Genomic DNA, 22,865 nt, shown 5'->3' with positions numbered 1-22,865 from the left:
GGGTATGAACGACATCTCCGACGACGCCGAGTCCCGCCTGCGGCGGGCCGCCGCCCTCGATGCACCCGAGCTCGACCCCACCCTCGTGACCACCGCCCCGGACCGCCCGGCACCGCGGATGCTGCGCCACGGCCGGGCCGCCCGCGCCGCCGGCATCTCGATCACCGCCGTCGCCGCCGTCTCGGTGGGCGCGCTCGTGGTGCCGGGGATCGTCGCGCCCCGCGCACCCCTCTTCACGGCGGTGTCGGCATCCGGCGGCACCGAGGCGTCGGCGCTCTCGGCCGACAGCAAGCTCGCCTACTGGGTCGACTACGACTACGTCGCGGGACCGGGGCTCTCGAGCGAGGGCGGGCACGGCTCGGTCTACCAGCTCCGCCGGGTCGGCGCACCCGAGGAGGTGCTCGCGGCCGCGGCCGCGGCGCTCGGCCTCGACGGCGACCCGGTCGAATCGCAGTACTCGAGCCCGGACTACCCGAGCTACGTGGTCGGGCCCGAGGACGGCAGCGCGGCGTCGATCTCCCTGAGCTGGGCGGGCACCGGCGACTGGTGGTACAACGACCCCACCGCCTACCCCGCCCCCGTCTGCGTCGACACCCCCGTGGAGGGCGGGGACGGCGAGACCTACCAGGACTGCGCCCAGCCGGAGATCCCGGCATCCGAGTCGAAGGCGCCCTCCGAGGCGCAGGCACGGGAGCTGGCCGCCGAGCTCTTCAAGGCGACCGGATTCGACGTCGCGGCCTCCGAGGTGCGGGTGACCGTCGACCCGTGGCAGACCTACGCGAGCGCGAACCTGACGGTCGACGGCGTCGCGACCGCCCTCGAGTACAGCGTGGCCTGGTCGCCGCTGGGTTCGATCGCGTGGGCGGCGGGTCACTCGATCGAGGTGGTCGACCGCGGCGGCTACGACACGGTCTCGCCCGTCTCGGCGGTGTCGCGGATCGCGGACGGACGATGGTTCGGCGCCGCCGGTCCGGACTACGCGAGCGTCGGGGTGCTCTACGCGGCCGACGCGGGACTCGCGCGGGACGCCGCGGGCGCGGTGTCGACCGACGCCGCGACGGACGCGCCGGCGGACGGTGACGGCGCATCCGGTTCGGAGGGTGCGACGGTCGAGCCGGTGCCCTCCGAGCCCACGGATCCCGGCGACCCGGGTGTCGTGCTGCCCGAGCCGGAGCCGACGGAGGTTCCGGGCACCGACCCGACCGATCCGGGTCTCGAGCCCCAGCCGGTGCCGACCCCCGAGACCGTCACGGTGACGCTCGACCACGCGGAGTCGACCCTCCTGCTGCTCTGGGATGTCGACGGCAACGCCTGGCTCGTGCCCGGCTACGCCTACGAGAACCCGGACGGCGACTTCTGGACCACGATCGTCTCGCTCGTCGAGGGTGTCATCGCCCTCCCCGAGCCCGTCCGGATCGAACCCCTCATCGACCCGGCTCCCGCCGAGGTGCAGTAGCCCGCGACCGACCGAGGATTCGTGCGAGATGGTCGCTTCAGGAAGCTGAAGCAGCCATCTCGCACGATTCTCGGCGTCAGGCGAGGGAGGCGCGGAAGCGGGACACGAGCTCGGCGGCCGGCATCTCGGTGCGCTCGTTCGTGCGGCGGTCCCACAGCTCGACGAGGCCGTCGGCGGCGCCCCGGCCCACGATGACGATGGTCGGCACCCCCAGCAGCTCGGCGTCGCCGAACTTCACGCCGGGCGACACCTTGGGTCGGTCGTCGTAGAGCACCTCGAAGCGCTCGGCCTCGAGCTCCGCGGCGAGCGACGCGGCGAGCTCGAACGCGAGCTCGTCCTTGCCGGTCGCGACCACGTGCACGTCGAACGGCGCGATCCCGCGGGGCCACAGCAGTCCGCGGTCGTCCGCGGTCGTCTCGGCGATGGCCGCCAGGATGCGGGTCACGCCGATGCCGTAGGAGCCCATCGTGACCGTCACGAGCTTGCCGTTCTCGTCGAGCACCTTGAGCCCGAGGGCCTCGGCGTACTTGCGCCCGAGCTGGAACACGTGCCCGATCTCCATGCCGCGCGCGAGCTCGACAGGCCCGGAGCCGTCGGGCGCAGGGTCGCCCGCGCGCACCTCGGCGATCTCGACCGTTCCGTCGAGCGTGAAGTCGCGACCCGCGACCAGCCCGAACACGTGCTTTCCGTCGACGTTGGCCCCGGTGATCCACGCCGTCCCGTCGACGACGCGGGGGTCGCCGAGGTAGCGGATGCCGGATGCCGACTCCTCCCCCAGCACCGGCCCGGTCGGCGACCAGGGGCCGATGTAGCCCTTCACCAGGAGCGGATTCTTGTCGAAATCGGCCTCCGTGGCGGGCTCCACCTCGGCGGGCGCGAAGGCGACCTCGGCGCGCTTCATGTCGACCTCGCGGTCGCCGGCGAGCGCCACGACGACGAGCTCGCGCGCGCCGTCGAGGTGCGTGAGCGCGAGCACGACGTTCTTGAGGGTGTCGGCGGCCGTCCACGCGCGGTCCGAGCGCGCGACCTGGGCGTTCGCGACGTCGACGAGCGTCGCGATCGTGGGCGTGTTCGGGGTGTCGTGCACCACCGCGTCGGGCCGGCCCTCGATCGGCAGCGCATCCGGTACGACCGTCGTGAACGCCTCGACGTTCGCGGCGTACCCGCCCGCCGAGCGCACGAAGGTGTCCTCACCGATCTCGGTCGGGTGCAGGAACTCCTCGGACCGCGATCCGCCCATCGCCCCCGCATCCGCCTGCACGATCACGTAGTCGAGCCCGAGTCGGGCGAAGATGCGCTCGTAGGCGTCGCGCTGCGCCTGGTAGGAGTCGTCGAGTCCGGCGTCGGTGTAGTCGAAGGAGTAGGCGTCCTTCATCGAGAACTCGCGGCCGCGCAGCAGCCCGGCGCGCGGGCGCGCCTCGTCGCGGTACTTGTCCTGGATCTGGAAGATCGTGAGCGGCAGGTCCTTGTAGGAGGAGTACAGGTCTTTCACGAGCAGCGTGAAGACCTCCTCGTGGGTGGGGGCGAGCAGGTAGTCGGCGCCCTTGCGGTCCTTCAGGCGGAAGATGCCGTCGCCGTACTCCTCCCAGCGTCCGGTCGCCTCGTAGGGCTCGCGGGGCAGCAGGGCGGGGAACAGCACCTCCTGCGCGCCCGCGGCGGTCATCTCCTCGCGGATGACCCGCTCGACCTTGGCGCGCACCCGCAGCCCGAGCGGCAGCCAGGCGAAGATCCCCGGGCCCTGGCGCCGGATGTATCCGGCGCGCACGAGCAGCTTGTGGCTGGTCGCCTCGGCGTCGGCGGGGTCTTCTTTCAGCGTGCGGACGAAGAGCTGGGACAGGAGCGTGGGCACCCGTTCACTGTAGTCGGCGCGCCGCTGGTCATCTCCTCGCCTGGGGCCCGACGGAGGCGGATGCCGCCCACAGCGAGAGCAGTGTCGTCGCGCCGTTCACGACCCCCACGTGGAGCGCGCTGACGAAGAAGCGTCCGCTCGTCGCCGCCGCGGGCGGACCCACCGATCCGGGCTGGTCGGGCTGGGCGTTCAGCGTGACGTCGACGAGCTGGGCGAGCACGTCGAGCACGGGTGCGAGGTCATCGATCAGTGCCGGCAGCGCGGTTCCCACCACGCTCGAGAGCGTCGCGGTCGTGGTCGCCGAGAGGTCGCTCAGGAGAGGCGTGACGACGATGCCGCCGATGGCCGGCAGCACGCTCGTGGTGACCGCGCCGACGATCGGACCCGTGACCGTCGCCACCAGCCCGTTGAGCGCCGTGAGGAGCGCTCCCGACTGACCGGGCACCAGCTGCACCGTCGTGGCGACGGTGGGCGCCGGGTATCCCGATGCTCCCGTGAATCCGCCGATGGACCCGCTGACGACCGAGCGCACCTGGATGATCTGCGGCACCGTCACGGGGACCACCACGGTCACCGTCGCGTCGAGCAGCGAGACGACGGTGACGGTGATCGCCGTGCCCAGCACCGCCTGCGAGATCGCCGGCTGGATGGTGTTCGTCACGAAGTCGGCGATCACCGCGCTCAGCCGGTCGAGGAGCGCGTCGAGCACGGCGGGCTGGAGGACGGAGGTGTTCGGGTCGCGACCGTTCAGCCCGTCGCCGTCGGCGTACGCGTCGCCGAGCAGGGCCGCGAGATCCGCGGACACCCGCCCGCTCGCGAGGTTGACGGTCACCACCCCGTCGGTGATGTCGGATGCGAGCAGCGCCCGCACCGGTGCCAGATCGATGGAGCCGCCGACCGCGACGGTGACCGCTGCGGGGTCGACCGCGATCCCCCCGATGCCGGCGAGGGCCGTCGTCAGCAGGCTCGCCACGCTGCTCACGACCGCCGCGTCCACGGTCTGCGTCAGCCGGGCGTCCAGCTCGGACTGGAGGGTGCCGAGCGTCGCGTCGAGCGAGACGCCGAACCCGGCGACGACGTCGCCCGTCAGCGCGAGCCGCAGCGCGGCGACCAGGTACTCCCGATCGAGCGAGGTGCCGAGGCTCGCCGGATCCCAGAGCAGGGCGCAGCCGTCGAGGTCGGCGATCGACGCCACCGCGCCCACCTCGAGGTCGACGTCCGCGAGGCGCGACACCGGCGTTCCGAGACCCGGCAGTACCGAGTCGAGCACGTCGGAGAGCCGCAGCGTGCCGAGACGGGGGGTGGAGCCGGTCGGGGTGTCGATCGAGACGAGACCGCCCGCCGCCGAGGTGACCGCCCCCGCCGCACCTGTCGCCATCCCCCCGCTGGTCGCGCGACCGAACTGCGTGTAGGTGCCCGTTCCCGCGTCGAGCGGCAGGATCACGCCCGCGCCGAGGTCGAGACTCGAGAGCGCGGACACCCCGAGCCCCGCCGACCAGGCGTCCGCGCCGAGATCCGTCACCGGCGCGGCCTGGCTGGTTCCCGTGCTCGTCGATGCGGGGGCCACGTTGTCGACGGTGATGCCGTCGGTCGCGAGCACCGGATCGAGCGAGGTCCCGGTCACCTCGCCGCTCAGCACACGGCCCCAGGCGCGGGAGTCCACGATGCCGCTCGCCGTGCAGTCGAGGGAGCCGAGCGTCGATCCGTCCCACTCCTGGTCGGTCCACGCCGCCGAGCTGGCGGTGACGGTGGTGCCCACGAGGGCGACGGCGAGGCCGCCGGCCGCGAGCATCGCGACCAGTCGGCGCGGGGTTCGTTCTCCGCTCACGACGCCCTCCTGCCTCCCGCGAGCCGCAGGCCCGCGCCGATCGCGGCCAGCGCGATCGCCACGCCGAGCGGCAGCGCGACGGCGGCGCCGGTCTCTCCGAGCTGCGGATCGGGCGGCGACTGCACGATCTCGCGGTCTCCGGCCGCGGCGAATCCGACCGAGAACTCGGCCGACGCTCCTTGGAGCTCCGCGGGGGCCGGATCCGGCAGCGCGACCGTCACCCGGAAGTAGCGCGACTCCCCCGCCGGAAGATCGCCGAACGGCATCCAGGAACCGGAGGGGATGCCCGCGAACCCCCGCGCCGCCACGCGTGCGGTCTCGGTGCCCGGGCAGCTCGCGTCCGGATCCCACGGCACGTCGCACTCGTCGATCGCGACCGTGAGCCCGCCCGGCGTCTCGGCGAGGGCGCCGCTGCTCTCGATGTCGACCGACAGCAGCGAGTCGGTGGGCGCCTCGAGGTGCGGGCTCAGCAGCCAGCGGCCGTCCTCCCCCGGGTCGAGGGTGAGCTCGAGGGGGAGCTCGTCGGCGTGCACGGTCAGCAGTCCGGGCGAGCCGTCGTCGACGGTGTCCGCGCCGAGCGCGGCCGCCGGCCCGGCGGCCCCGCCCAGCACCGCGGCCGCGACGAGGCCCACCCCGAGGGCGTGACGCTTTCGCATCGGGTCATGCCTCCCTGTTCCGATGGGCGGGAGCGGGGCGGACGGGCCACCACGCCCAGAGCACGAGCAGGCTGACGGCCGCCGCGAGCACGGGGACGGCACCCGGCGAGGATGCCAGCGCGAACAGCGCCCCGCCCCACGGCAGCCCGCCGACGACGAGGCCCACACGCGTCACCAGATACGGGGTCGCATCCGGTTGCCCGTTCGCGTCGCCCTGGAGCACGAGGGCGGCGCCCGCACCGGCGCGCGAGACGGTCACCACGCGATGGGTCACCGGGGTGCCGTCGGGGCGCGTGACCGTGACGATGTCACCGGGCCCCACCTCGGTCGCCGCGACGTCCCGGTCGAGCAGCACCGATCCCGCGGGGTGGTCGGGCGACATCGACCCCGTCTCGAGCACCACCAACCGCAGGCCCACGAGCGGTGCGAGCGCCGCCAGCAGCACGAGCAGTCCGAGTGCGCCGGCGACGCCGAACACGATGCCGGTCAGCAGCCGTCGCGACCGCCCCCGGTCGCCCCGACCGACGCGTGTCGCGACGGTCGGGGCGGCGGATGTCTGGAGTGACATGCCCGTGTCCGGGTCAGACGGAGACGGCGTCGAAGTGCCAGACCGGCGTCGCGGTCTGGCCCTGCAGAGCCGTGTCGCCCGAGAACGACGACGGGAAGGTGATCGCGAAGCAGACCACCTGCTCGGTGCCGGGGGTCACCGCATCCGGTGCCGCGGCGAGGCTGAACGTGCCGGCGGTGGCGGCGTCGAGCGCCCCCGAGGGCTGCAGCTCCGAACCCGTTGCCGCGTAGTCCGTGGCGTTGCAGGTCGAGACCGCGTCCATCACCCGTGCGCTGTAGGTGAGCGCCTCGGACAGGGTCGAGGTGGTGACCACCGTGTCCGCCCCGAGCGACAGCGTGCCGCCGAGGGAGCCTGCCACGACCCGCAGTCGCACGTAGCCGTAGACGGTGTCGCCCGGGGTCAGGCTCGCGGCCTGCGCGCTGAAGTCGATGACGTTCGCCTCCGGCTGGGTCTCGTAGTCGCCCCAGACGGTGTCGCCCTCGGCGAACTGCTGCACCTCGAAGCTCGAGGCGGTGATGCCCGGGACGTTCCCGACACCACCCGTGACCCACTCCTCGTCGGTCCACGCCGCGAGCGACGGGACGGCGATCCCGGCTGAGAGGACGACCCCCGCGGCGGCGAGGGCGAGGGCCTTGTTGCGAGTGCGCGCGCGCCGCGCGTCGACTCGGATTCCGGACATGATGTTCCTCCTGATCCCTTTCGGGGTCAGAGCCGGGTGCCTGGTTTCGGGCACCCTTGCCCTGATCCAGTGCGGGCCAGTCCACTCCTCGACCACAGAGCGTTCCACCCCCACTCCGGGGGCCCCGGCGTTGCATCGAGATCGGTGCGTCGCAGCATGCCGCGAGCGGCATGGACGACGACGGTCGTCCATGCCGCTCGGGTGAGGTCAGGCTTTCCGGATGTAGGCGCGCACCGTCAGCGGCGCGAAGACCGCGACGATCACGACCGCTCCGATCAGCGTCCACAGCACGTCCCAGCCGACCGTTCCGCTGATCGTGAGCTCGCGGACGGCCGTGATGAGATGCGAGACCGGGTTGGCGTCGGCGACGGGGCGCAGCCAGTCGGGCAGCGTCGAGGTGGGCACGAAGGCGTTCGAGAAGAAGGTGAGCGGCATCATGATGAGCATCGCGATGCCCTGCACGGTGCCGGCGGTGCGCGCCGTCACGCCGAGCAGCGCCCAGATCCAGCTCACCGCCCAGGCCGTCACGATGACGAGCAACCCGGCGAGCACGATCCCCCAGCCGCCGCCCGGCCGCCAGCCGATCAGCGCGCCGACGAGCATCGTGAGGGCCGTGATCGCGGCGTAGCGGATGGTGTCGGTCATGAGAGCACCCGCGAGCGGCGCGATGCGCGCCATCGGCAGCGAGCGGAACCGGTCGAAGACGCCCGTGTCCATGTCCTCCCGCAGCTGGGTGCCGGTGACGACGCTCGCCTGCACGACCCCCTGCACGATGATCGCGGGGATGAGTGCGGGCAGGTAGTCGCTCACGCTCCCGGCGATCGCGCCCCCGAACAGGAACGCGAACATGAAGGTGAAGATGAACGGCATGAGCAGCACGTCCGCCCACTGCTCGGGGGTGCGGCGCAGCCGGATGAGCGCGCGGTAGGCCATGGTGAAGGTCTGCGACACGGTGTCGCGCAGGCCGATGTGCTTGGTCAGCTGGGTCGGGAAGACCGCCGGCCGGGTCTCGATGAGGGCGGTCACGCCGCCACCTCCTCGTCCTCTGCGGCCTCGTCCGCGGTCTCCGCGGTGTGGCCGGTGATGGTCAGGAAGACCTCGTCGAGCGTCGGCTTCTGCACGCTGATCTCGTCGAGGCGGATGCCCTGCTCGCGCAGGCGGATGAGCAGGTCGGTGACGCGCTCGGGGTCGGTCATCGGCGCGGTCACCCGCGCCGCCTCGGGGGTGACGGTCGCGGTGGTGCCGAGCACCTGCTCGACCGCCGCGACCGCCACGAGGGTCTGCGCCGCATCCGCGACCCGCAGCAGCAGGGACGACGTGCCGACCATGCCCTTGAGCTCGTCGGCGGTGCCCTCGGCCACCACCTTGCCGCGATCGATGACCGCGATGCGGTCGGCCAGCTGGTCGGCCTCGTCGAGGTACTGGGTCGTCAGCAGCACGGTCGATCCGCCCTCGACGAGCCCGCGGATCACGTCCCACATCTGGCCGCGGGTGCGGGGGTCGAGCCCCGTGGTCGGCTCGTCGAGGAAGATGAGCGGCGGCTGCGAGATGAGGCTCGAGGCGAGATCGAGCCGGCGGCGCATGCCCCCGGAGTACTTGCCGACCGGGCGCTTGGCCGCATCGGCGAGACCGAACGACTCGAGCAGCTCGAGCCCCTTGCGCTTCGCCTCGCGATGCGAGAGCCCGAGCAGCCGCCCGAAGACGATCATGTTCTCGAGTCCCGAGACCTTCTCGTCGACGGAGGCGTACTGGCCCGTGACGCCGATGAGCTGACGCACGACGTTGGGCTCCGCGACGACGTCGTGGCCGAAGATGCGGGCGGCGCCGGCTTCCGGGCGCAGCAACGTGGCGAGCATCGAGATGGTCGTGGTCTTGCCGGCGCCGTTGGGGCCGAGCACGCCGTAGACGGCGCCCTGCTCGACGCGCAGGTCGACGCCGTCGACCGCGCGGTTGGTGCCGAATACCTTGACGAGGCCCTCGGCCTCGATGGCCGGTCCGGTGATCATGAGATGCGTTCCTTCCGGGAGAGGGGGATGGTCGCCTCGAGGGCGTCGATGAGGGGTCGGCGGTCGATGCCCGCCTGCAGGAGCGCGCGCGGCACGGTGCCGAGTTCGGCGCTCAGGATGCCGATGATGAAATCCGCGTGGGTGAGGGTCGGCCGCCCGCCGCCGCGCGCCTTGACGCGCCGCATCGTGCGGTCCCACACCTCGCGCGACGAGGCGCCGAATCGGGGACCGCGCCCCCGTGCCCGGGGGGTGGAGGCCAATCGCTCCGGCGACGGGGCCACCACGCCGACCGCGGCGAGGGTGCGCTCGCGCTCGGCGGCCAGGGCGTCGCTGAACGAGTCGTAGTCGAGCCCGTGCTCGGCGAGCACGGTGGTGGCGGAGCTCGTCTTGTCGAAGAGGAACCCGAGCAGCACGTGCTCCGCCTCGACCGTCGCGCTGCCCCGGTTGGAGGCCTCCATCATCGCGACGCCCATCATGGGCTGCAGGTGGGCGCGGAGGGCCTGCTGCTCGAAGCCGTTGGCGCGCTGGGCGTTGCGGGCGGCGCGGTCGGATGCGTCGGCGTGCGCGCGCGCCGCGCGCTCGCTCGCGGCGCGGTTGGCGTCGCCGCCCTCGTGCTCAACGGACATTGCGTCTCCTCAGGTCGATATCGGTTCCGGCGAGGCGGGCGAGGTGCTTCTTGTGCACCGCCTGACGGGTGACGCCGAGCGCTTCGGCGATCTGCCCCCACCCCCAGCCCTCGCGGAGCGCGCGTTCGACGGCGGAGTCCTCGAGCTGATCCGCGAGCGAGCGGAGGGCGACGACGGCCGCGAGATCGTCGGCGATGGGATCGTCGGGCGAGACGGGTCCGGGGTTCACGCAAGCAACTGTAGTTGCCTATTCCGAGTTAAGCAACTTGTGTTGCTCACCCCGTCGTCCGGGCGCGACGAAAAGCGGCGGCACGATGCCGCCAGGAGGTCGGACGACCTCAGCTCGTGACGACGACCGGCTCCCCGACGGGGGCGTCCTCGCCCATCTCGTCGGCGAGGCGCCGCGCCTCGGCGATGAGCGTCTCGACGATCTCCGCCTCGGGGACGGTCTTGATGACCTCGCCCTTCACGAAGATCTGGCCCTTGCCGTTGCCGGAGGCCACCCCGAGGTCGGCCTCGCGCGCCTCGCCGGGGCCGTTGACGACGCATCCCATGACCGCGACGCGCAGCGGCACGGCCACGTTCTTGAGACCCTCGGTGACCGAGTCGGCGAGGGTGTAGACGTCGACCTGGGCGCGGCCGCACGACGGGCACGAGACGATCTCGAGCTTGCGCTCGCGCAGGTTCAGCGACTGCAGGATCTGCAGACCCACCTTGACCTCCTCGGCGGGCGGCGCCGAGAGCGAGACGCGGATGGTGTCGCCGATGCCCTCCGACAGCAGGATGCCGAACGCGGTCGCCGACTTGATCGTGCCCTGGAAGGCGGGACCGGCCTCGGTCACGCCGAGGTGCAGCGGCCAGTCGCCGCGCTCGGCGAGCAGGCGGTACGCCTTCACCATCACGATCGGGTCGTTGTGCTTGACCGAGATCTTGAAGTCGTGGAAGTCGTGCTCCTCGAAGAGGCTCGCCTCCCACACCGCGCTCTCGACGAGCGCTTCGGGGGTGGCCTTGCCGTACTTCTCGAGCAGGCGCTTGTCGAGGGAACCCGCATTGACGCCGATGCGCAGCGAGACACCCGCCGCCTTCGCGGCCGCCGCGATCTCGCCCACCTTGTCGTCGAACTGACGGATGTTGCCGGGGTTCACGCGCACCGCCGCGCACCCCGCGTCGATCGCCTGGAAGACGTACTTCGGCTGGAAGTGGATGTCGGCGATGACCGGGATCTGGCTCTTCTTCGCGATGATGTGCAGAACATCCGCGTCGTCCTGACTCGGCACCGCGACGCGCACGATGTCGCAGCCGGATGCCGTCAGCTCCGCGATCTGCTGCAGCGTCGCGTTGATGTTGGTGGTCGGCGTCGTCGTCATCGACTGCACGCTCACCGGGGCGTCGCCGCCCACGAGCACCTTGCCGACCTTGATCTGACGGGACTTGCGACGGGGAGCCAGCACCTCGGGCGGAGGCTTGGGCATCCCGATGTTCACTGCAGGCACGACTCCAGCCTAGTTCCGCGCGCCCTGCCTCGCCCGGACGCGACGCGCTAGCCTCACGGGGTGAGCAGCCCCGCGAGCCTCCACCACCACCTGCGCCGCATCACGGGTCGCGATCCGGACGAGCGCCACCGCACCGCCACGACGCTCGAGCTGCTCTACGACCTCACCTTCGTCATCGCTTTCGGGGCGTCGTCGAGCGGCCTCGCCCACGCCATCGCCGAGGGGCACGCGGCGGACGGACTGCTCGCGTTCGCATTCGCGACGTTCGCCGTGAGCTGGGGGTGGATCAACTACACCTGGTGGGCCTCCGCGTTCGACACCGACGACTGGTTCGTGCGGCTCATGACGCTCGTCCAGATGGTCGGCGTCATCTTCATCGCGCTCGGGATCCCCGACGTGTTCCGTTCGATGGAGGAGGGCACGCTCGACAACACCGTCGTGGTGCTCGGCTACGTCGTCATGCGGCTCGGGCTGCTCCCCCTGTGGATCAGGGTCGCCGTGCAGGATCCGACACACCGACGCCCGGCGATCGTGTTCTCCTGCGCCCTGGTCGTCGCCCAGTGCGGATGGGTGGCCGTCGCGTTCCTGCACCTTCCCCTCGCGGCCGCGGTGCCGGTGACGATCCTGCTCTACCTCGTCGAGCTGACCGGCCCGATCGTGGCCGAGCGGGTCGGTGCGGGCACACCCTGGCATCCGCATCACGTCGCCGAACGCTACGGGTTGCTGGTGATCATCACCCTCGGCGAGGTGGTGCTCGGAACGGCGTCGACGATCTCGGCCGTCGTCCAGGAGTCCGGATGGACGCTCGACGCCGGGTTGGTCGCGTTCGCAGGAACCTCGCTCGCGTTCGCGCTCTGGTGGGTGTACTTCACGGTGCCCGCCGCCCGCGTCCTCACCCGCTACCGCGCGCGGATTCCCCTGGGGGTACGGGCACATCGTGGTCTTCGGATGCCTGGTGGCCGTCGGCGCCGGACTCGATGTGGCCGCACTCGCGAGCGAAGGCCACGCGGAGCTCGACACCACCGCAGTCGCCGCGGCCGTCGCGATCCCCGTCGCCGCCCTCCTGCTGGCGATCTTCACGCAGTACTCGCTCCTCATGGGCGCCTTCGACACCTTCCACCTGCTGCTCGTCGCCACCGCGCTGGCGCTGCTGGCGGCCTCCGTCGGCGCCGCCGGCGGCGGCGCGCCCCTGTGGGCGTGGTTGGGGCTGGTCGTCGCCGCACCGGTCGCGGTGATCGTCGGATTCGAGACGATCGGTCACCGCCACCAGCAGGCGCGCCTCGGCGAACTCGGCGCCTGATTCAGAAGTCGCGACGCATCACGAGGCGGCGGAGGGTGGGTCGCGAGACGACGTGCATCCCGGCCGCCTCGAACATGCCGGGGGTGCCCACGTAGAGCTCGCCCCAGATCTCCTCCTTGCCGGGCGCCAGCTCCTTGGGGTAGCCCTCGACCGCGCGAGCGCCGTTCGCTCGGGCATGCTCGAGGGCCGCGACCGCGAGGGCGGTGCTCACCCCCTGTCGGCGGTACCCGACGCGCACGGCGAAGCAGACGATCGCCCACACCCCGTCGTCGAGCGGATCCTCGTCGCGCCCCGACCACGGGACCCGGGTGCGGGCCAGGCGCACGTACTGCGAGCGCGGCTCGACCGCGCACCAGCCGACCGGCTCGTCGCCGAGGAACGCCACGAGCCCGCTCGTGTGCTCGGCCCCCGGATCGCCGCAGGCGGTCTGGGCGCGGAACCGCTCCGCGCGCTCCTCGCGCGGCATCGACGAGAACTCCCGGTCGCGGGCGAAGAACCATTGGCACTGGCACGCCGCGGCCTCGCCCCGCAGCCCGAACACCGTCTGCAGCTGCTCCCAGCTCGCCTCGTTCGCGGGGATCACCCGGATGTCGTCGGCCATGGCCGCATCCTGCCACCGCGCGCCGACACCGGCTAGGCGATGAGCGCCTCCAGGGCGTCGCGGAACGGCCCGGGCGCCTCCAGGTGCGCGGAGTGCCCGCAGCCGTCGAGGGCGAGCTCGCGGACCTCGCCTCCGGCCGCCGCGTAACGGTCGAGCACGGTGCGGGTCTGCGTCACCATCGGCTGCGCCGGAGCGAGGTCCGCACCCGGCCACCCCGGTACGACCCCGAGGGCGCCGAGCTGGTTGAGGTCGAAGAACGACGCGTCCGAGACGATGGCGTCCTGCAGCCCGTGCACCCAGAGCACCGGCGGCTTCGCGGCGACGTCGACGATGCCGGTGGTGTCGAAGTATCGCGGTGCCATGGTGTTGAGCACCCCGCGCGTGCCGGGGCCGAAGCCCGGCCAGGCGCTCGTCGTCGAGCCGTCACCCGGGTAGTTGTCGACCCCGGTGCGGGTCGACAGCATCGACTCCACCCAGACGTCCTCGAACTCGGCCGCCGAGGCCGGATCAGCGACGTAGGCCGTGCGCAGCACGTTCCGCGGGGAGGCGGGCGACTCGTCGCCGCGGTCCCCGTCCTGCAACCGCTGCACGAAGTCGGGGTTCGCTCCCCCGCCGCCCACGCCCGGTTCCCCGGCGTCGAGGACGCGCCCCTCGGCATCCGTTCCGCCGAAACCGTAGGGCGAGACCGGCGAGATGAGGGTGAGCGACGCCACCAGCTCGGGCCGGTCGATGAGGAGCTGCATCACCACGCCTCCGCCCATGCTCCAGCCGACGATGTGCGCGGGGCCGGTGCCGAGCTCGTCGAGCACGCTCGCGACGTCGTCCGAGAAGTCGCGCACGCCGCGGGTCGCATCCACCGGCAGCGTGTCGGAGTCGCCGAATCCGCGCAGGTCGATCGCAAGGGCGCGCACCCGTGCGGGCAGCGCGAGCATCGTCGGCTGCCAGAAGAGCGACGACGACACGTTGCCGTGCACGAAGACGGCGACGGGGCCGCCGTCGTCCCCGGGTCGTTCGAGCACGCCCGCGGTGAGGCGCGGGGTGCGGATGCGGTGGGAGGTGATCCCGTCGAACACGGTCTGGACCATGGGTGCTCCTGTCTAGCGGGGGTCGATGGCTCGGGTGATCACGGGCAGCAGGGCGCGCACGCCGTCGTCGCTCATGAGGATCGTGTAGTGGTTCACGTCGGCGATCCGGTGCACCTCGAGCGCCGGCAGCTCGCGCATCCAGCGGTCGAGCCGCGGTTCGGGGTAGAGCGGCGGCACCTCGTCGAGCAGGCCGCGCTCGGCGCGGAGGAACGGGATGGCGGGCAGCCCGCGCAGGCGGGCGAGGATCGGGTCCTCGTCTTGCAGCTCGAGGGAGTCCTGCGCCACGGCCTCGACCCGGCCGGTCGGGCGCAGCTCGGGTGCGCTCCCCCGCAGGTCGTAGTCCGCGTACGCGTCGAGGCGGGGGTCGTCGACGCCCGCGAAGGCCGGATGCGCACGCCAGAACCCGCGGTACTCCTCCGGCGACGCGTACACGGCCGAGAGCCGCGCGGCCGCGGGGCCGATGAGCGCCGCGGGCACGTCGGCCGGGTCGACGCCCTCCGGCTGCGGCAGCGGCAGTCCGCCGTCGATGAAGACGACACCCGTGATGCGTTCCGGGGCGAGGGCCGTGAGCGCGCCCACGGCGAAGGCGCCCATCGAGTGCCCCAGGGCGACCACGGGGCCGGCCCCGACCTCGTCGAGCAGTACGAGGCAGTCCTCGGCGTGCTGCGCCATGCCCCAGGGTCCGGGCAGCTCGCGGCTGCCCCCGCGCCCGCGCAGGTCGGGCGCGATGATCCGCACGTCGGGGAGCGCGTCGGCGAGCCAGCGCCAGGCGAGGTGCGAGGAGGTGATCCCGTGCACCGCCAGCACCGTGGCGCGCGCCTCCCCCGCCGGCTCCCAGACGGCGCCGCGCAGCTCTCCGCCGCGCACCGAGGCGCGCACCGGTGCGTATCCGCTCATCGCGCCGACCACCCGCCGTCCATGACGTAGGACGCCCCGGTGACCATGCCCGAGCTGGCACCGCAGAGCCACACCACGAGGTCGGCCACCTCTTCGGGCTCGAGCAGGCGCTTGACGGCCGCCTCGGTCAGCATGACCTTCTCGACGACCTCCGACTCCGGGATGCCGTGCACCGCCGCCTGGTCGGCGATCTGCTTCTCGACGAGCGGGGTGCGCACGTAGCCGGGGTTCACGCAGTTGCTGGTCACCCCGTGCGGCGCGCCCTCCAGCGCGGTCACCTTCGACAGCCCCTCGAGCGCGTGCTTCGCCGTCACGTAGGCGGACTTGAAGGCCGACGCGCGCAGCCCGTGCACCGAGGAGATGTTGACGACGCGACCCCAGCCGCGCGCGTACATGTGCGGGAGGCTGGCGCGGATCAGCAGGAACGGCGCCTCGACCATGATCCGCTGGATCGCGCGGAAGGCCGCCGGGTCGAAGTCGACGATCGGCGCCACCCGCTGGATGCCGGCGTTGTTGACCAGGATGTCGGCCTCGAGCACGAGGCCGTCGAGCGCGGCCGTGTCGCCGAGGTCGACCTGCCACGCCTCGCCGCCGAGCTCGGCGGCGACCGCGGCGGCCGCGCTCCCGTCGAGGTCGGCGATGACGACGTGCGCCCCCTGCGCGGCGAGCGCGCGTGCCGTCGCGGCACCGATCCCGCTCGCACCGCCGGTGACGACGGCCCTGCGTCCGTCGAGGCTCATGCGTCCCCCTCCTCCCGCGGCGGGCGCAGCGCGCCCTCGATGAACCGCATCATCTGCTCGAAGACCTCGTCGGGCACCTCGGAGGTGCCGCTCGCCATCGGGTCGGCGTCGTCGCCGACCTCGCCGGCGCCCCACAGCACCCAGCGCATGCCGATCATCTCGCCGATGCCCATGAGCGCCCACGCGGCCACGGTCGGGTCGATGTCGCCGATCTCCCCGGCGGCCCGCGCGGTGCTGAGCGCCCCGATGTAGCCCTCGACGATTCGCGTGTAGTGCAGTCGCAGCGCACGGGGGCTCACCAGCTCGGCCTCGCGCACGATGCGGTAGAGGGCCGGATGCTCCGCCGTGAACCGGAAGAAGGCGCGGAACCCCGCCCGCTCGGCCTCGATCCGGTCGCGCGCGCCCTCGCCCGCCTCGGTCATGGCGTGGCGCACCCGGCGGTTGAGGTCGTCGACGAGCTCCTCGAAGATCTCGAGCTTGCTCGCGAAGTAGAGGTAGAACGTGCCCTGACCGACGCCCGCCTCATCCGTGATGCGGCTGATCGAGGCGTCGGCGTAGCCGTGCGCGGAGAACACGGTCTCGGCGGCGGCCAGCAGCTTGGCGCGCGTGCGCTCGCCGCGTGCGGTGGCGGGTTGGATGGTCATCGTGCGCCTTCCGTCGGGATGTGCTCGGCGAGCCAGCGATCGAGCAGTTCTCGGCGCTTGACCTTGCTGTTCGAGGTGCGCGGCAGCTGGGGCACGAGGCGCAGCTGCGTGGGCACCTTGAAGCGCGCCAGCGAGGCCGCGCAGTGGGCGATGACCTCGTCGTCGTCGACGAGAGCGCCTCGCGCCGGCACGATCCACGCGACCGGCACCTCGCCCCAGGTCTCGTCGGGGACGCCGACCACGCACGCCTCGGCGACCGCCGGATGCTCGAGCAGCACCGCCTCGATCTCGGCGGGCGCGACCGTCTCGCCGCCGGTGATGAAGACGTCCTTGATCCGGTCGATGACGCGGAAGTACCCGCTCCCGTCCCGCTCGACGAGGTCGCCGGTGTGGAGCCAGCCGTCGATGACGGTGCGGGCGGTGGCCTCGGGGGCGCGGAAGTAGCCCGCGAAGACCCCGGGACCGCGCACGAGCAGCTCACCGGTCGCCGCGCCCTCGAGGCGCTCCCCCGTCGCGGGGTCGGCCACCTGCACCTCGACGTGCGGATACGGCTTGCCCGCGGAGCCGAGGCGCGTGCGCGCGTCCTCGTCGGGCAGGCACAGCACGTTCGGGGACGCCTCGGTCAGGCCGTAGCCCTGCGAGAGCGCCACACCGCGCGCATGCCAGATCTTGAGCAGCGCCTCGGGCATGGGCGCGCCGCCCACGATCGCGTGCTCGAGGCTCGTCAGGTCGGCCGCTGCGAAGTCGGGGTGCAGGGCGAGGAAGCGGTAGTTCGCGGGGACGCCCATCATCGTGGTGATGCGCCGGTCGGCGATGAGCTGCAGGGCGCGACCCGCGTCGAAGGTGCGCTCGAGCACGACGGTCGCACCCACCCACCACGCGAGGAGCGGCTGGATGTTCCACCCGCCCACGTGGTACTGCGGCATGACGGCGAGCACGACGTCCGCGCTCCCGAGACCTGCGATCCGCGAGAGCGACAGGTTCGTCCAGAAGCAGTTGGCATGGGTGAGGATCGCGCCCTTCGGCTGGTCGAGGGTGCCGGAGGTGAAGACGATCAGGAGCGCGTCGTCGTCGCGCACCGCGCGCTGCTCGGGCGCCGTTCCGCGGCGGTGCGGTACCGGAACCTCGCCCTCGACCCCGTCGAGACCGAGCCGATCGCGCGGCACCTGCACCGCCATGCGGGCGAGCGCGTCGTCGGCGAGGGCGTCGAACTCCTGCTCGACGAGAAGCAGAGCCGGGTCGGCGTGCAGCAGCTGATGGGCGAGCTCCGCCGGCGAGAGCCGCCAGGACAGCGGCACGAGCACGAGTCCGGCCTTGGCGCACGCGAAGAACAGCACGACGTGGTCGGCGCTGTTGCCGGTGAGGGTCGCGATGCGGTCGCCGACGCCGTATCCCGCGGCGCGGAACGCCGCCGCGAGGGCACGTGAGCGCTCCTCGAGGCCGCGGTAGCTGAGCACGACGCCGCGGTCGTCGATGGCCACCCGATCGGGTGTGGCGACGGCGCGATCGGCCGGCCAGCGGCCGAGGGTGTGCAGCCCGTCGACGCCCGTCATTCCGCCTCCTCCAGCCGCTCCCGTGCGGCGCGCGTGACGCGTCGACCGCTCGACGCCCTCCGCACGGTACCGGCGATGCCCCCGGGCAGGAAGAGCACCACGAGGATGAACAGGGTGCCGAGGATGAACAGCGGCTCCGAGAGCGGGATGCGCAGTGCGTCCGGCAGGCCCGCGACCGCGTCGGAGGCGGCGAAGGCGGTGAGCCGCTGGTCGAGCAGCGTGTACACGAACGCCCCGACCACGGCGCCCCAGCGCGACCCGACCCCGCCGAGCACGACGATCACGAGCAGGGTCAGCGTGAAGTCCGCCGAGGTTGCCCGCGGCGTCGCGCCGGACTGCAGCACGAAGTAGATCGTGCCGGTGAGCGCGGCGAGCGCCGAGGCGATGACGAAGGTGAGGAGCTTGACCGTGAACGGCCGCAGGCCGAGCACGCGCACCCGCAGCTCGTTCTCGCGCGAGGCGACGGCGACGTGCCCGGCGCGCGAGCGCTCGAACCAGACGACGACGAGGAAGACCGCGAGCAGCACGACGAGCGCGACCCAGTACACGTTGCGGGTGTTGAGCACGCCGATCAGGAACTCGGGCACGTTGCGGGTGTCGAGGCGCAGCCCCTCCTCGCCCCCGGTGAGCCACGCGTTGCGGCGCACGAGCACGCTGCCCGCCTGGGCGAACGCGAGGGTCACCATGGCGAACGAGATGCCGGCGACCCGCAGGCTCACGGCGCCGAGCGCGAGGGCGATCCCCGTGGCGATCGCGACCGCGATGGCGATCGCCGGCACGAGGCCCAGATCGGTGCGCTGCAGCAGCACGCCGAGGCCGTAGGCGCCCAGCGCGAAGTACAGCGCGTGCCCGAACGACAGCATGCCCGCGGTGCCGAACAGCAGGTGGTAGCTGAGCGCGAGCGCCGCGAAGATGAGGCACAGCGCGAGCAGCTGCAGGGTGCCCGGCAGGTAGGTGGGCCCCGGCAGCACGCCCGGGATCTCGATCGCCAGCAGTGGCAGCACGGCGGCGACCGCCCCGAAGACCACCGCGAGCGCGAGCGGGAACCAGCCCGCGCGGGTGATCCGGATCCAGCCCGCGCGGCGCGCGGGTGCGGGTGCGTCGGTCACGCGTGCACCTTCTTCCCGAGGATGCCGGCGGGCCGCAGCAGCAGCACGCCCGCGAGCAGCAGCACGACGACGAGGTCGCCGACGCCCCAGTAGAAGTTCGCGAACTGCTGGAGCACGGCGACGACCACCGAGGCGATCGCCGCACCGGAGAGGGATCCGAGCCCCCCGATCACCGTCACGATGAACGCGAAGATCAGCAGCGAGCCGCCCAGCTGCGCGGAGACGTAGCCGAAGTAGTGGGAGGCGAGCACGCCCCCGAGTCCGGCCGCGGCGCCGCCGATCGCGAACACGACGGTGAAGGCGCGACGCACGTCGATGCCGAGCGCGGTCACCATCGGCCGGTTCTCGACGCCCGCCCGGATGATGAGGCCGTAGCGCGTGAACCGCAGGAAGGCGACGATGCCGAGCAGCACGAGGGCCGCGACCCCGATCAGCACGAAGCGGTCGTTCGGGATGCGGGCGCCGAGGAGCTCGGTGGTCTGCCCGAACCAGGCAGGGGCGCTGACGTAGATCGGGTCGGTGCCCCAGATGCCCTCGAACAGCGCGACGGTCGCGAGCGAGAGGCCGACGGTCACGAGCACCTGCTCGATGTGGCGCTCGTAGAGGCGCCGGATGAGCAGCAGCTCGGTGAGGGCCGCGGCCAGGGCGCCGACGGCGCTGCCGAGCACGAGGGAGGCGATGAGGGCCGGCCAGGAGTCGCCGCCCAGGCGCCGCGCCAGTTCGAACCCGGCGAACGCACCGAGGGTCAGGAACGATCCGTGGGCGAAGTTGAGCACACCCATGAGGCCGTAGATGAGGGAGAGACCGCTCGCGACGAGGAAGTACAGCGCGCCGAGGCCGAGCCCGGTCACGAGCAGCAACACGATCGTACTCATCGCTCCCCCTCCTCGGCGCCCGGCTCGGCGTGCACGCCGAGCAGCCTGGTGGTCGCATCCGGATCGTCGAGCAGCTCGGCGGCGGGACCGCGGTGCACGACCCGCCCGGACTCGAGCACGACGACCGTCTCGGCGAGCTGGCGCACCACCTGCAGGTTCTGCTCGACGAGCAGGATGGGCACGGCCTCGGCCGCACGCGCGAGCGCGTCGGCGACGTCCTTCACGATGAGCGGCGCGAGTCCCTTCGTGGGCTCGTCGACGAGCAGCACCGCATTGCGGTTGATGAGCGCCCGCGCGATCGACACCATCTGCTGCTGGCCGCCCGAGAGCGAGCCCGCGCTCTGCGCCTGCCGCTCCACGAGGTCGGGGAACAGCTCGCGCACGAGCTCGCGTCCCGTCGCATCGGAGCCGCGCTCGGCGAGTCGGAGGTTCTCGGCGACCGTGAGCCCGCCGAACACCTCGCGGTCCTCCGGGACGTAGCCCACGCCGCGCTGCACGATGCGATGAGTGGGGAGCGCGTCGATGCGCTCCCCCGCGAGCTCGACCAGCCCGCGACGCTCGATGAGGCCGAGGACGGCGCGGATGGTCGAGGTCTTGCCGACGCCGTTGCGGCCGAGCAGCGCCGTGACCCCGCGGGCCGGCACCTCGAAGCTGACGTCCTCGACGACCTGCTGCCCCGCGATGCGCGCGGAGAGGCCCTCGACGACCAGGACGGGGGCGCTCACACGGCCTCCCCGAGGTAGGCCGCCTGCACGGCGGGGTCGGCGACGACCTCGCTCGGCTCGCCGATCGCGAGGAGTCGTCCGTGGTGCATGACCGCGACGCGGTCGACGAGCCCGAGCAGCACGTCGAGGTGGTGCTCGACCATGAGCACGGTGCGCCCCGCGCGATGCACGTCGCGGATCACCTGGCCGAGTCCCGCGACGTCGCCGGAGGCCACCCCGGCCATCGGCTCGTCGAGCAGGATCACGGCGGGATCGGCGGCGAGGAGCATCGCGATCTCGAGCTTGCGCTTGTCGCCGTGCGACAGCACCCCCGCCGTCGTGGCGGCATGGTGCGCCAGCCCGACCTCGGCGAGCCGCTCGGCGGCGACCCCGCTCGCGGCGTCGGAGTCGCGGGGAGCCCGGACGACGGAGAGGGCGCCGCCCAGGCGGGCCTGCGCCGCGAGGCGGACGTTCTCGGCGACGCTGAGCGCCGGGAAGAGGCTGGAGGTCTGGAAGGTGCGCCCGAGACCGGCGCGGGCCCGGCGATGCACGGGCGCGGAGGTCACATCCGCTCCGTCGAGCGTGATGGTCCCCGAGCTGGCCACCGCGATGCCCGAGATGAGGTTGAAGAGCGTCGTCTTGCCGGCGCCGTTGGGGCCGATCACCCCGAGCATCTCGCCGGGTGCGACGGAGAAGGTGACGTCGTCGATGATGGTCGCGCCGCCGATGGCGTAGCGCAGGCTCCGGATGTCGAGCGCCGGAGGCTGGGACATGGTGCGGGTTCCTTCGGGATCGGGACGGGGACGATCTGCGCCGGAGCGGGGCGGGTGACGCCCCGCTCCGGCGTCGGGTCAGCCGGCGACCGGAGGTGCCACCGTGTCCGCGTCGATCGTCTCGACGAGCTCGGGCGCGTATCCGTCGCCGTCCTTCACGAGCTTGACCTGGAACATCGGCTGGATCATCGCGTGGTCCTCGGCGCGCACCGTGATGGTGCCCTTCGGGCCGTCGAAGGTGAAGCCCTCGAGTGCCGAGATGTAGCCGTCGACGGTGTCGCCGCCCTCCCGGACCGCCTGCACGAGCATGATGGCCGCGTTGAAGCCGTCGGGCGAGAAGAGGTCGGGCTCCGAGCCGGCGGCCTCGAGGCGCTCGATCATGGCCTGGTTCACGTCGTTGTCCGCGGCACCCGCGAAGTAGTGGTTCAGGAACGAGATCGACTCGCTCGCCGATCCGTATGCGCCGTAGGTGGCCACGTCGCCCAGTCCGGTGACGACCGTGGTGGCGTCGAAGACGCCCTGCTGGGTGAGCGCCTCCCACATCGAGCCGGAGGTGGCTCCCGCCCACGCCACGAACACGAGGTCGGGGTGCGCGTCGATGATCTGCTGCGCGAAGGGGGTGAACTCGGTCGCATCCTCGGGCACGAGCACGCTCGAGACCGTGGCGCCCTGACCGCCGAGCACGGCGGTGACGCCCGCGAGGTTGCCCTGACCGAAGGCCGTGTCCTGCGCGAACACGAGCACCGACTTGCCGGCCGGGTCGCCGATGAACGTGCCGGCGGTGGCGACGTCCTGGTAGGTCTGCCGACCGGAGCGGAAGGTGTACTCGTTGACGCCGGTGATGGCGTCGGCGGCGGCGGGTCCCGAGATGTAGAGGATCTTGTTCTGCGCGGCCTGCTCGGCGAGAGCGAGCGCGACACCGGACGACGCGGTGCCGAGCACGATCTGCGTTCCCTGGCCGATGACGTCCTTCATGGTGGAGACGGCCTTGTCGGCGTCGCCGGCGTCGTCGAGGTAGGAGATGTCGAGCTCGCGGCCGTCGACCGTGCCGGTGCCGTCGGTCGCATAGTCGAGACCGGCCTTGAACCCCTCGACGTAGGTCTCGCCGTAGGCGGCGAGGGGACCGGAGGTCGAGGTGATGACCGCGACGGGGACCGCTGCGAGGTCGGCTCCGCCGTCGGCGTCGCCGCCTCCGGCGGTGGGGGCGCAGCCCGCGAGGGCCAGCACGGCTGCCCCGATCGCGGTCGCTGCGAGGAACTTCTTCGTTGCCTGCATGTGAATGTGGACCTTTCCTGCTGTCATAGGAGGAGGGCAAGACCTGACAGGTGATTCAGGTATCAGAAACCTAGGCGCGGTTCAGCGGGGTGTCAAGTCGGCGCGCTCTAGCTGTAGTTCCTCGTGAGGTTGTGAACGCGTGCTGCGG

23 protein-coding genes and 1 pseudogene are annotated in these 22,865 nt (G+C 72.3%); 3 read left to right on the top strand and 21 right to left on the bottom strand.

Translation table 11 applies throughout. The features are described 5' to 3' along the window. Positions 1-4: 4 nt before the first annotated feature. Positions 5-1,456, top strand: coding sequence for a serine/threonine-protein kinase (locus NUH29_RS14425; protein ID WP_258799962.1), 1,452 nt, complete (start codon positions 5-7; stop codon positions 1,454-1,456). Between the two features lie 76 nt (positions 1,457-1,532). Here NUH29_RS14425 and NUH29_RS14420 read toward each other — a convergent pair whose 3' ends face one another. The 10 genes from NUH29_RS14420 to ispG all read right to left on the bottom strand — a co-directional run bounded on the left by NUH29_RS14420 (position 1,533) and on the right by ispG (position 11,140). Further along, positions 1,533-3,305 (bottom strand): proline--tRNA ligase, encoded by a 1,773-nt coding sequence (locus NUH29_RS14420; RefSeq protein ID WP_258799961.1) that lies wholly within the window; start codon positions 3,303-3,305, stop codon positions 1,533-1,535. Between the two features lie 28 nt (positions 3,306-3,333). After that, positions 3,334-5,133, bottom strand: coding sequence for a choice-of-anchor G family protein (locus NUH29_RS14415; RefSeq protein ID WP_258799960.1), 1,800 nt, complete (start codon positions 5,131-5,133; stop codon positions 3,334-3,336). Next, positions 5,130-5,789 (bottom strand): hypothetical protein, encoded by a 660-nt coding sequence (locus NUH29_RS14410; protein ID WP_258799959.1) that lies wholly within the window; start codon positions 5,787-5,789, stop codon positions 5,130-5,132. Before NUH29_RS14410 ends, NUH29_RS14415 begins: the two co-directional genes overlap by 4 nt. Positions 5,790-5,793: 4 nt before the next feature. Further along, entirely contained in the window at positions 5,794-6,357 is a 564-nt protein-coding gene (locus NUH29_RS14405; protein WP_258799958.1) for a signal peptidase I, read from the bottom strand. A 13-nt stretch (positions 6,358-6,370) separates the two neighbouring features. Further along, entirely contained in the window at positions 6,371-7,036 is a 666-nt protein-coding gene (locus NUH29_RS14400; RefSeq protein WP_258799957.1) for a SipW-dependent-type signal peptide-containing protein, read from the bottom strand. Positions 7,037-7,243: 207 nt separating this feature from the next. Further along, complete coding sequence (locus NUH29_RS14395) at positions 7,244-8,062, bottom strand: ABC transporter permease (RefSeq protein ID WP_373317471.1); 819 nt, start codon at positions 8,060-8,062, stop codon at positions 7,244-7,246. Next, positions 8,059-9,042, bottom strand: coding sequence for an ATP-binding cassette domain-containing protein (locus tag NUH29_RS14390; protein ID WP_258799956.1), 984 nt, complete (start codon positions 9,040-9,042; stop codon positions 8,059-8,061). Before NUH29_RS14390 ends, NUH29_RS14395 begins: the two co-directional genes overlap by 4 nt. Further along, positions 9,039-9,668, bottom strand: coding sequence for a Clp protease N-terminal domain-containing protein (locus NUH29_RS14385; RefSeq protein ID WP_258799954.1), 630 nt, complete (start codon positions 9,666-9,668; stop codon positions 9,039-9,041). Before NUH29_RS14385 ends, NUH29_RS14390 begins: the two co-directional genes overlap by 4 nt. Further along, positions 9,658-9,897 carry a hypothetical protein gene (locus tag NUH29_RS14380; protein ID WP_258799953.1) on the bottom strand — a complete coding sequence of 80 codons (240 nt, stop codon included), beginning with the start codon at positions 9,895-9,897 and terminating at the stop codon, positions 9,658-9,660. Before NUH29_RS14380 ends, NUH29_RS14385 begins: the two co-directional genes overlap by 11 nt. Positions 9,898-10,006: 109 nt before the next feature. After that, positions 10,007-11,140, bottom strand: a complete 1,134-nt coding sequence (ispG, locus tag NUH29_RS14375) for a flavodoxin-dependent (E)-4-hydroxy-3-methylbut-2-enyl-diphosphate synthase (RefSeq protein WP_258799975.1) — start codon at positions 11,138-11,140, stop codon at positions 10,007-10,009. Between the two features lie 81 nt (positions 11,141-11,221). Here ispG and NUH29_RS14370 point away from each other — a divergent pair. Continuing rightward, positions 11,222-11,998: pseudogene (locus NUH29_RS14370) on the top strand (low temperature requirement protein A); the annotation flags it as partial. A 100-nt stretch (positions 11,999-12,098) separates the two neighbouring features. Continuing rightward, entirely contained in the window at positions 12,099-12,461 is a 363-nt protein-coding gene (locus tag NUH29_RS14365; RefSeq protein WP_258799951.1) for a hypothetical protein, read from the top strand. A gap of 1 nt (position 12,462) precedes the next feature. Here NUH29_RS14365 and NUH29_RS14360 read toward each other — a convergent pair whose 3' ends face one another. The 11 genes from NUH29_RS14360 to NUH29_RS14310 form a co-directional block, all read right to left on the bottom strand. Further along, the gene (locus NUH29_RS14360; protein WP_258799949.1) at positions 12,463-13,062 is read right to left on the bottom strand and encodes a GNAT family N-acetyltransferase; all 600 of its coding nucleotides are present in this window, start codon (positions 13,060-13,062) and stop codon (positions 12,463-12,465) included. Positions 13,063-13,094: 32 nt separating this feature from the next. Then, positions 13,095-14,147, bottom strand: a complete 1,053-nt coding sequence (locus tag NUH29_RS14355; RefSeq protein WP_258799947.1) for an alpha/beta hydrolase — start codon at positions 14,145-14,147, stop codon at positions 13,095-13,097. A gap of 12 nt (positions 14,148-14,159) precedes the next feature. Continuing rightward, the gene (locus NUH29_RS14350) at positions 14,160-15,044 is read right to left on the bottom strand and encodes an alpha/beta hydrolase (protein ID WP_258799946.1); all 885 of its coding nucleotides are present in this window, start codon (positions 15,042-15,044) and stop codon (positions 14,160-14,162) included. Next, positions 15,041-15,784, bottom strand: coding sequence for a 3-hydroxybutyrate dehydrogenase (locus NUH29_RS14345; protein ID WP_258799945.1), 744 nt, complete (start codon positions 15,782-15,784; stop codon positions 15,041-15,043). The genes NUH29_RS14350 and NUH29_RS14345 overlap by 4 nt, the downstream gene beginning before the upstream one ends. Next, positions 15,781-16,428 carry a TetR/AcrR family transcriptional regulator gene (locus NUH29_RS14340; RefSeq protein WP_258799944.1) on the bottom strand — a complete coding sequence of 216 codons (648 nt, stop codon included), beginning with the start codon at positions 16,426-16,428 and terminating at the stop codon, positions 15,781-15,783. Before NUH29_RS14340 ends, NUH29_RS14345 begins: the two co-directional genes overlap by 4 nt. Continuing rightward, entirely contained in the window at positions 16,425-17,981 is a 1,557-nt protein-coding gene (locus NUH29_RS14335) for a class I adenylate-forming enzyme family protein (protein ID WP_258799943.1), read from the bottom strand. Before NUH29_RS14335 ends, NUH29_RS14340 begins: the two co-directional genes overlap by 4 nt. Beyond that, on the bottom strand, positions 17,978-19,051 hold the full coding sequence (locus tag NUH29_RS14330) for a branched-chain amino acid ABC transporter permease (protein ID WP_373317472.1): 1,074 nt from the start codon (positions 19,049-19,051) through the stop codon (positions 17,978-17,980). Before NUH29_RS14330 ends, NUH29_RS14335 begins: the two co-directional genes overlap by 4 nt. 35 nt (positions 19,052-19,086) lie before the next feature. Beyond that, a complete protein-coding gene (locus tag NUH29_RS14325; RefSeq protein ID WP_258799942.1) occupies positions 19,087-19,965 on the bottom strand; it encodes a branched-chain amino acid ABC transporter permease in 879 nt (292 codons plus the stop codon). Continuing rightward, entirely contained in the window at positions 19,962-20,690 is a 729-nt protein-coding gene (locus NUH29_RS14320; protein WP_258799941.1) for an ABC transporter ATP-binding protein, read from the bottom strand. The genes NUH29_RS14325 and NUH29_RS14320 overlap by 4 nt, the downstream gene beginning before the upstream one ends. Continuing rightward, the gene (locus tag NUH29_RS14315) at positions 20,687-21,442 is read right to left on the bottom strand and encodes an ABC transporter ATP-binding protein (protein WP_258799940.1); all 756 of its coding nucleotides are present in this window, start codon (positions 21,440-21,442) and stop codon (positions 20,687-20,689) included. The genes NUH29_RS14320 and NUH29_RS14315 overlap by 4 nt, the downstream gene beginning before the upstream one ends. 78 nt (positions 21,443-21,520) lie before the next feature. After that, entirely contained in the window at positions 21,521-22,717 is a 1,197-nt protein-coding gene (locus NUH29_RS14310) for a substrate-binding domain-containing protein (RefSeq protein WP_258799939.1), read from the bottom strand. Positions 22,718-22,865: the final 148 nt, after the last annotated feature.

This window comes from Protaetiibacter mangrovi, from assembly GCF_024752305.1.
Lineage (GTDB): Bacteria > Actinomycetota > Actinomycetes > Actinomycetales > Microbacteriaceae > Homoserinibacter > Homoserinibacter mangrovi.
Note: the sequence above shows the minus strand (reverse complement) of the source record. Positions and strands in the feature narration are given on the sequence as shown.

Coding starts and splice junctions, on each gene's coding strand:
- NUH29_RS14425 (WP_258799962.1), top strand. CDS start 5: ATGAACGACATCTCCGACGACGCCGAGTCCCGCCTGCGGCGGGCCGCC.
- NUH29_RS14410 (WP_258799959.1), bottom strand. CDS start 5,789: ATGCGAAAGCGTCACGCCCTCGGGGTGGGCCTCGTCGCGGCCGCGGTG.
- NUH29_RS14405 (WP_258799958.1), bottom strand. CDS start 6,357: ATGTCACTCCAGACATCCGCCGCCCCGACCGTCGCGACACGCGTCGGT.
- NUH29_RS14400 (WP_258799957.1), bottom strand. CDS start 7,036: ATGTCCGGAATCCGAGTCGACGCGCGGCGCGCGCGCACTCGCAACAAG.
- NUH29_RS14390 (WP_258799956.1), bottom strand. CDS start 9,042: ATGATCACCGGACCGGCCATCGAGGCCGAGGGCCTCGTCAAGGTATTC.
- NUH29_RS14385 (WP_258799954.1), bottom strand. CDS start 9,668: ATGTCCGTTGAGCACGAGGGCGGCGACGCCAACCGCGCCGCGAGCGAG.
- ispG (WP_258799975.1), bottom strand. CDS start 11,140: ATGCCCAAGCCTCCGCCCGAGGTGCTGGCTCCCCGTCGCAAGTCCCGT.
- NUH29_RS14360 (WP_258799949.1), bottom strand. CDS start 13,062: ATGGCCGACGACATCCGGGTGATCCCCGCGAACGAGGCGAGCTGGGAG.
- NUH29_RS14355 (WP_258799947.1), bottom strand. CDS start 14,147: ATGGTCCAGACCGTGTTCGACGGGATCACCTCCCACCGCATCCGCACC.
- NUH29_RS14350 (WP_258799946.1), bottom strand. CDS start 15,044: ATGAGCGGATACGCACCGGTGCGCGCCTCGGTGCGCGGCGGAGAGCTG.
- NUH29_RS14345 (WP_258799945.1), bottom strand. CDS start 15,784: ATGAGCCTCGACGGACGCAGGGCCGTCGTCACCGGCGGTGCGAGCGGG.
- NUH29_RS14340 (WP_258799944.1), bottom strand. CDS start 16,428: ATGACCATCCAACCCGCCACCGCACGCGGCGAGCGCACGCGCGCCAAG.
- NUH29_RS14335 (WP_258799943.1), bottom strand. CDS start 17,981: ATGACGGGCGTCGACGGGCTGCACACCCTCGGCCGCTGGCCGGCCGAT.
- NUH29_RS14325 (WP_258799942.1), bottom strand. CDS start 19,965: ATGAGTACGATCGTGTTGCTGCTCGTGACCGGGCTCGGCCTCGGCGCG.
- NUH29_RS14315 (WP_258799940.1), bottom strand. CDS start 21,442: ATGTCCCAGCCTCCGGCGCTCGACATCCGGAGCCTGCGCTACGCCATC.
- NUH29_RS14310 (WP_258799939.1), bottom strand. CDS start 22,717: ATGCAGGCAACGAAGAAGTTCCTCGCAGCGACCGCGATCGGGGCAGCC.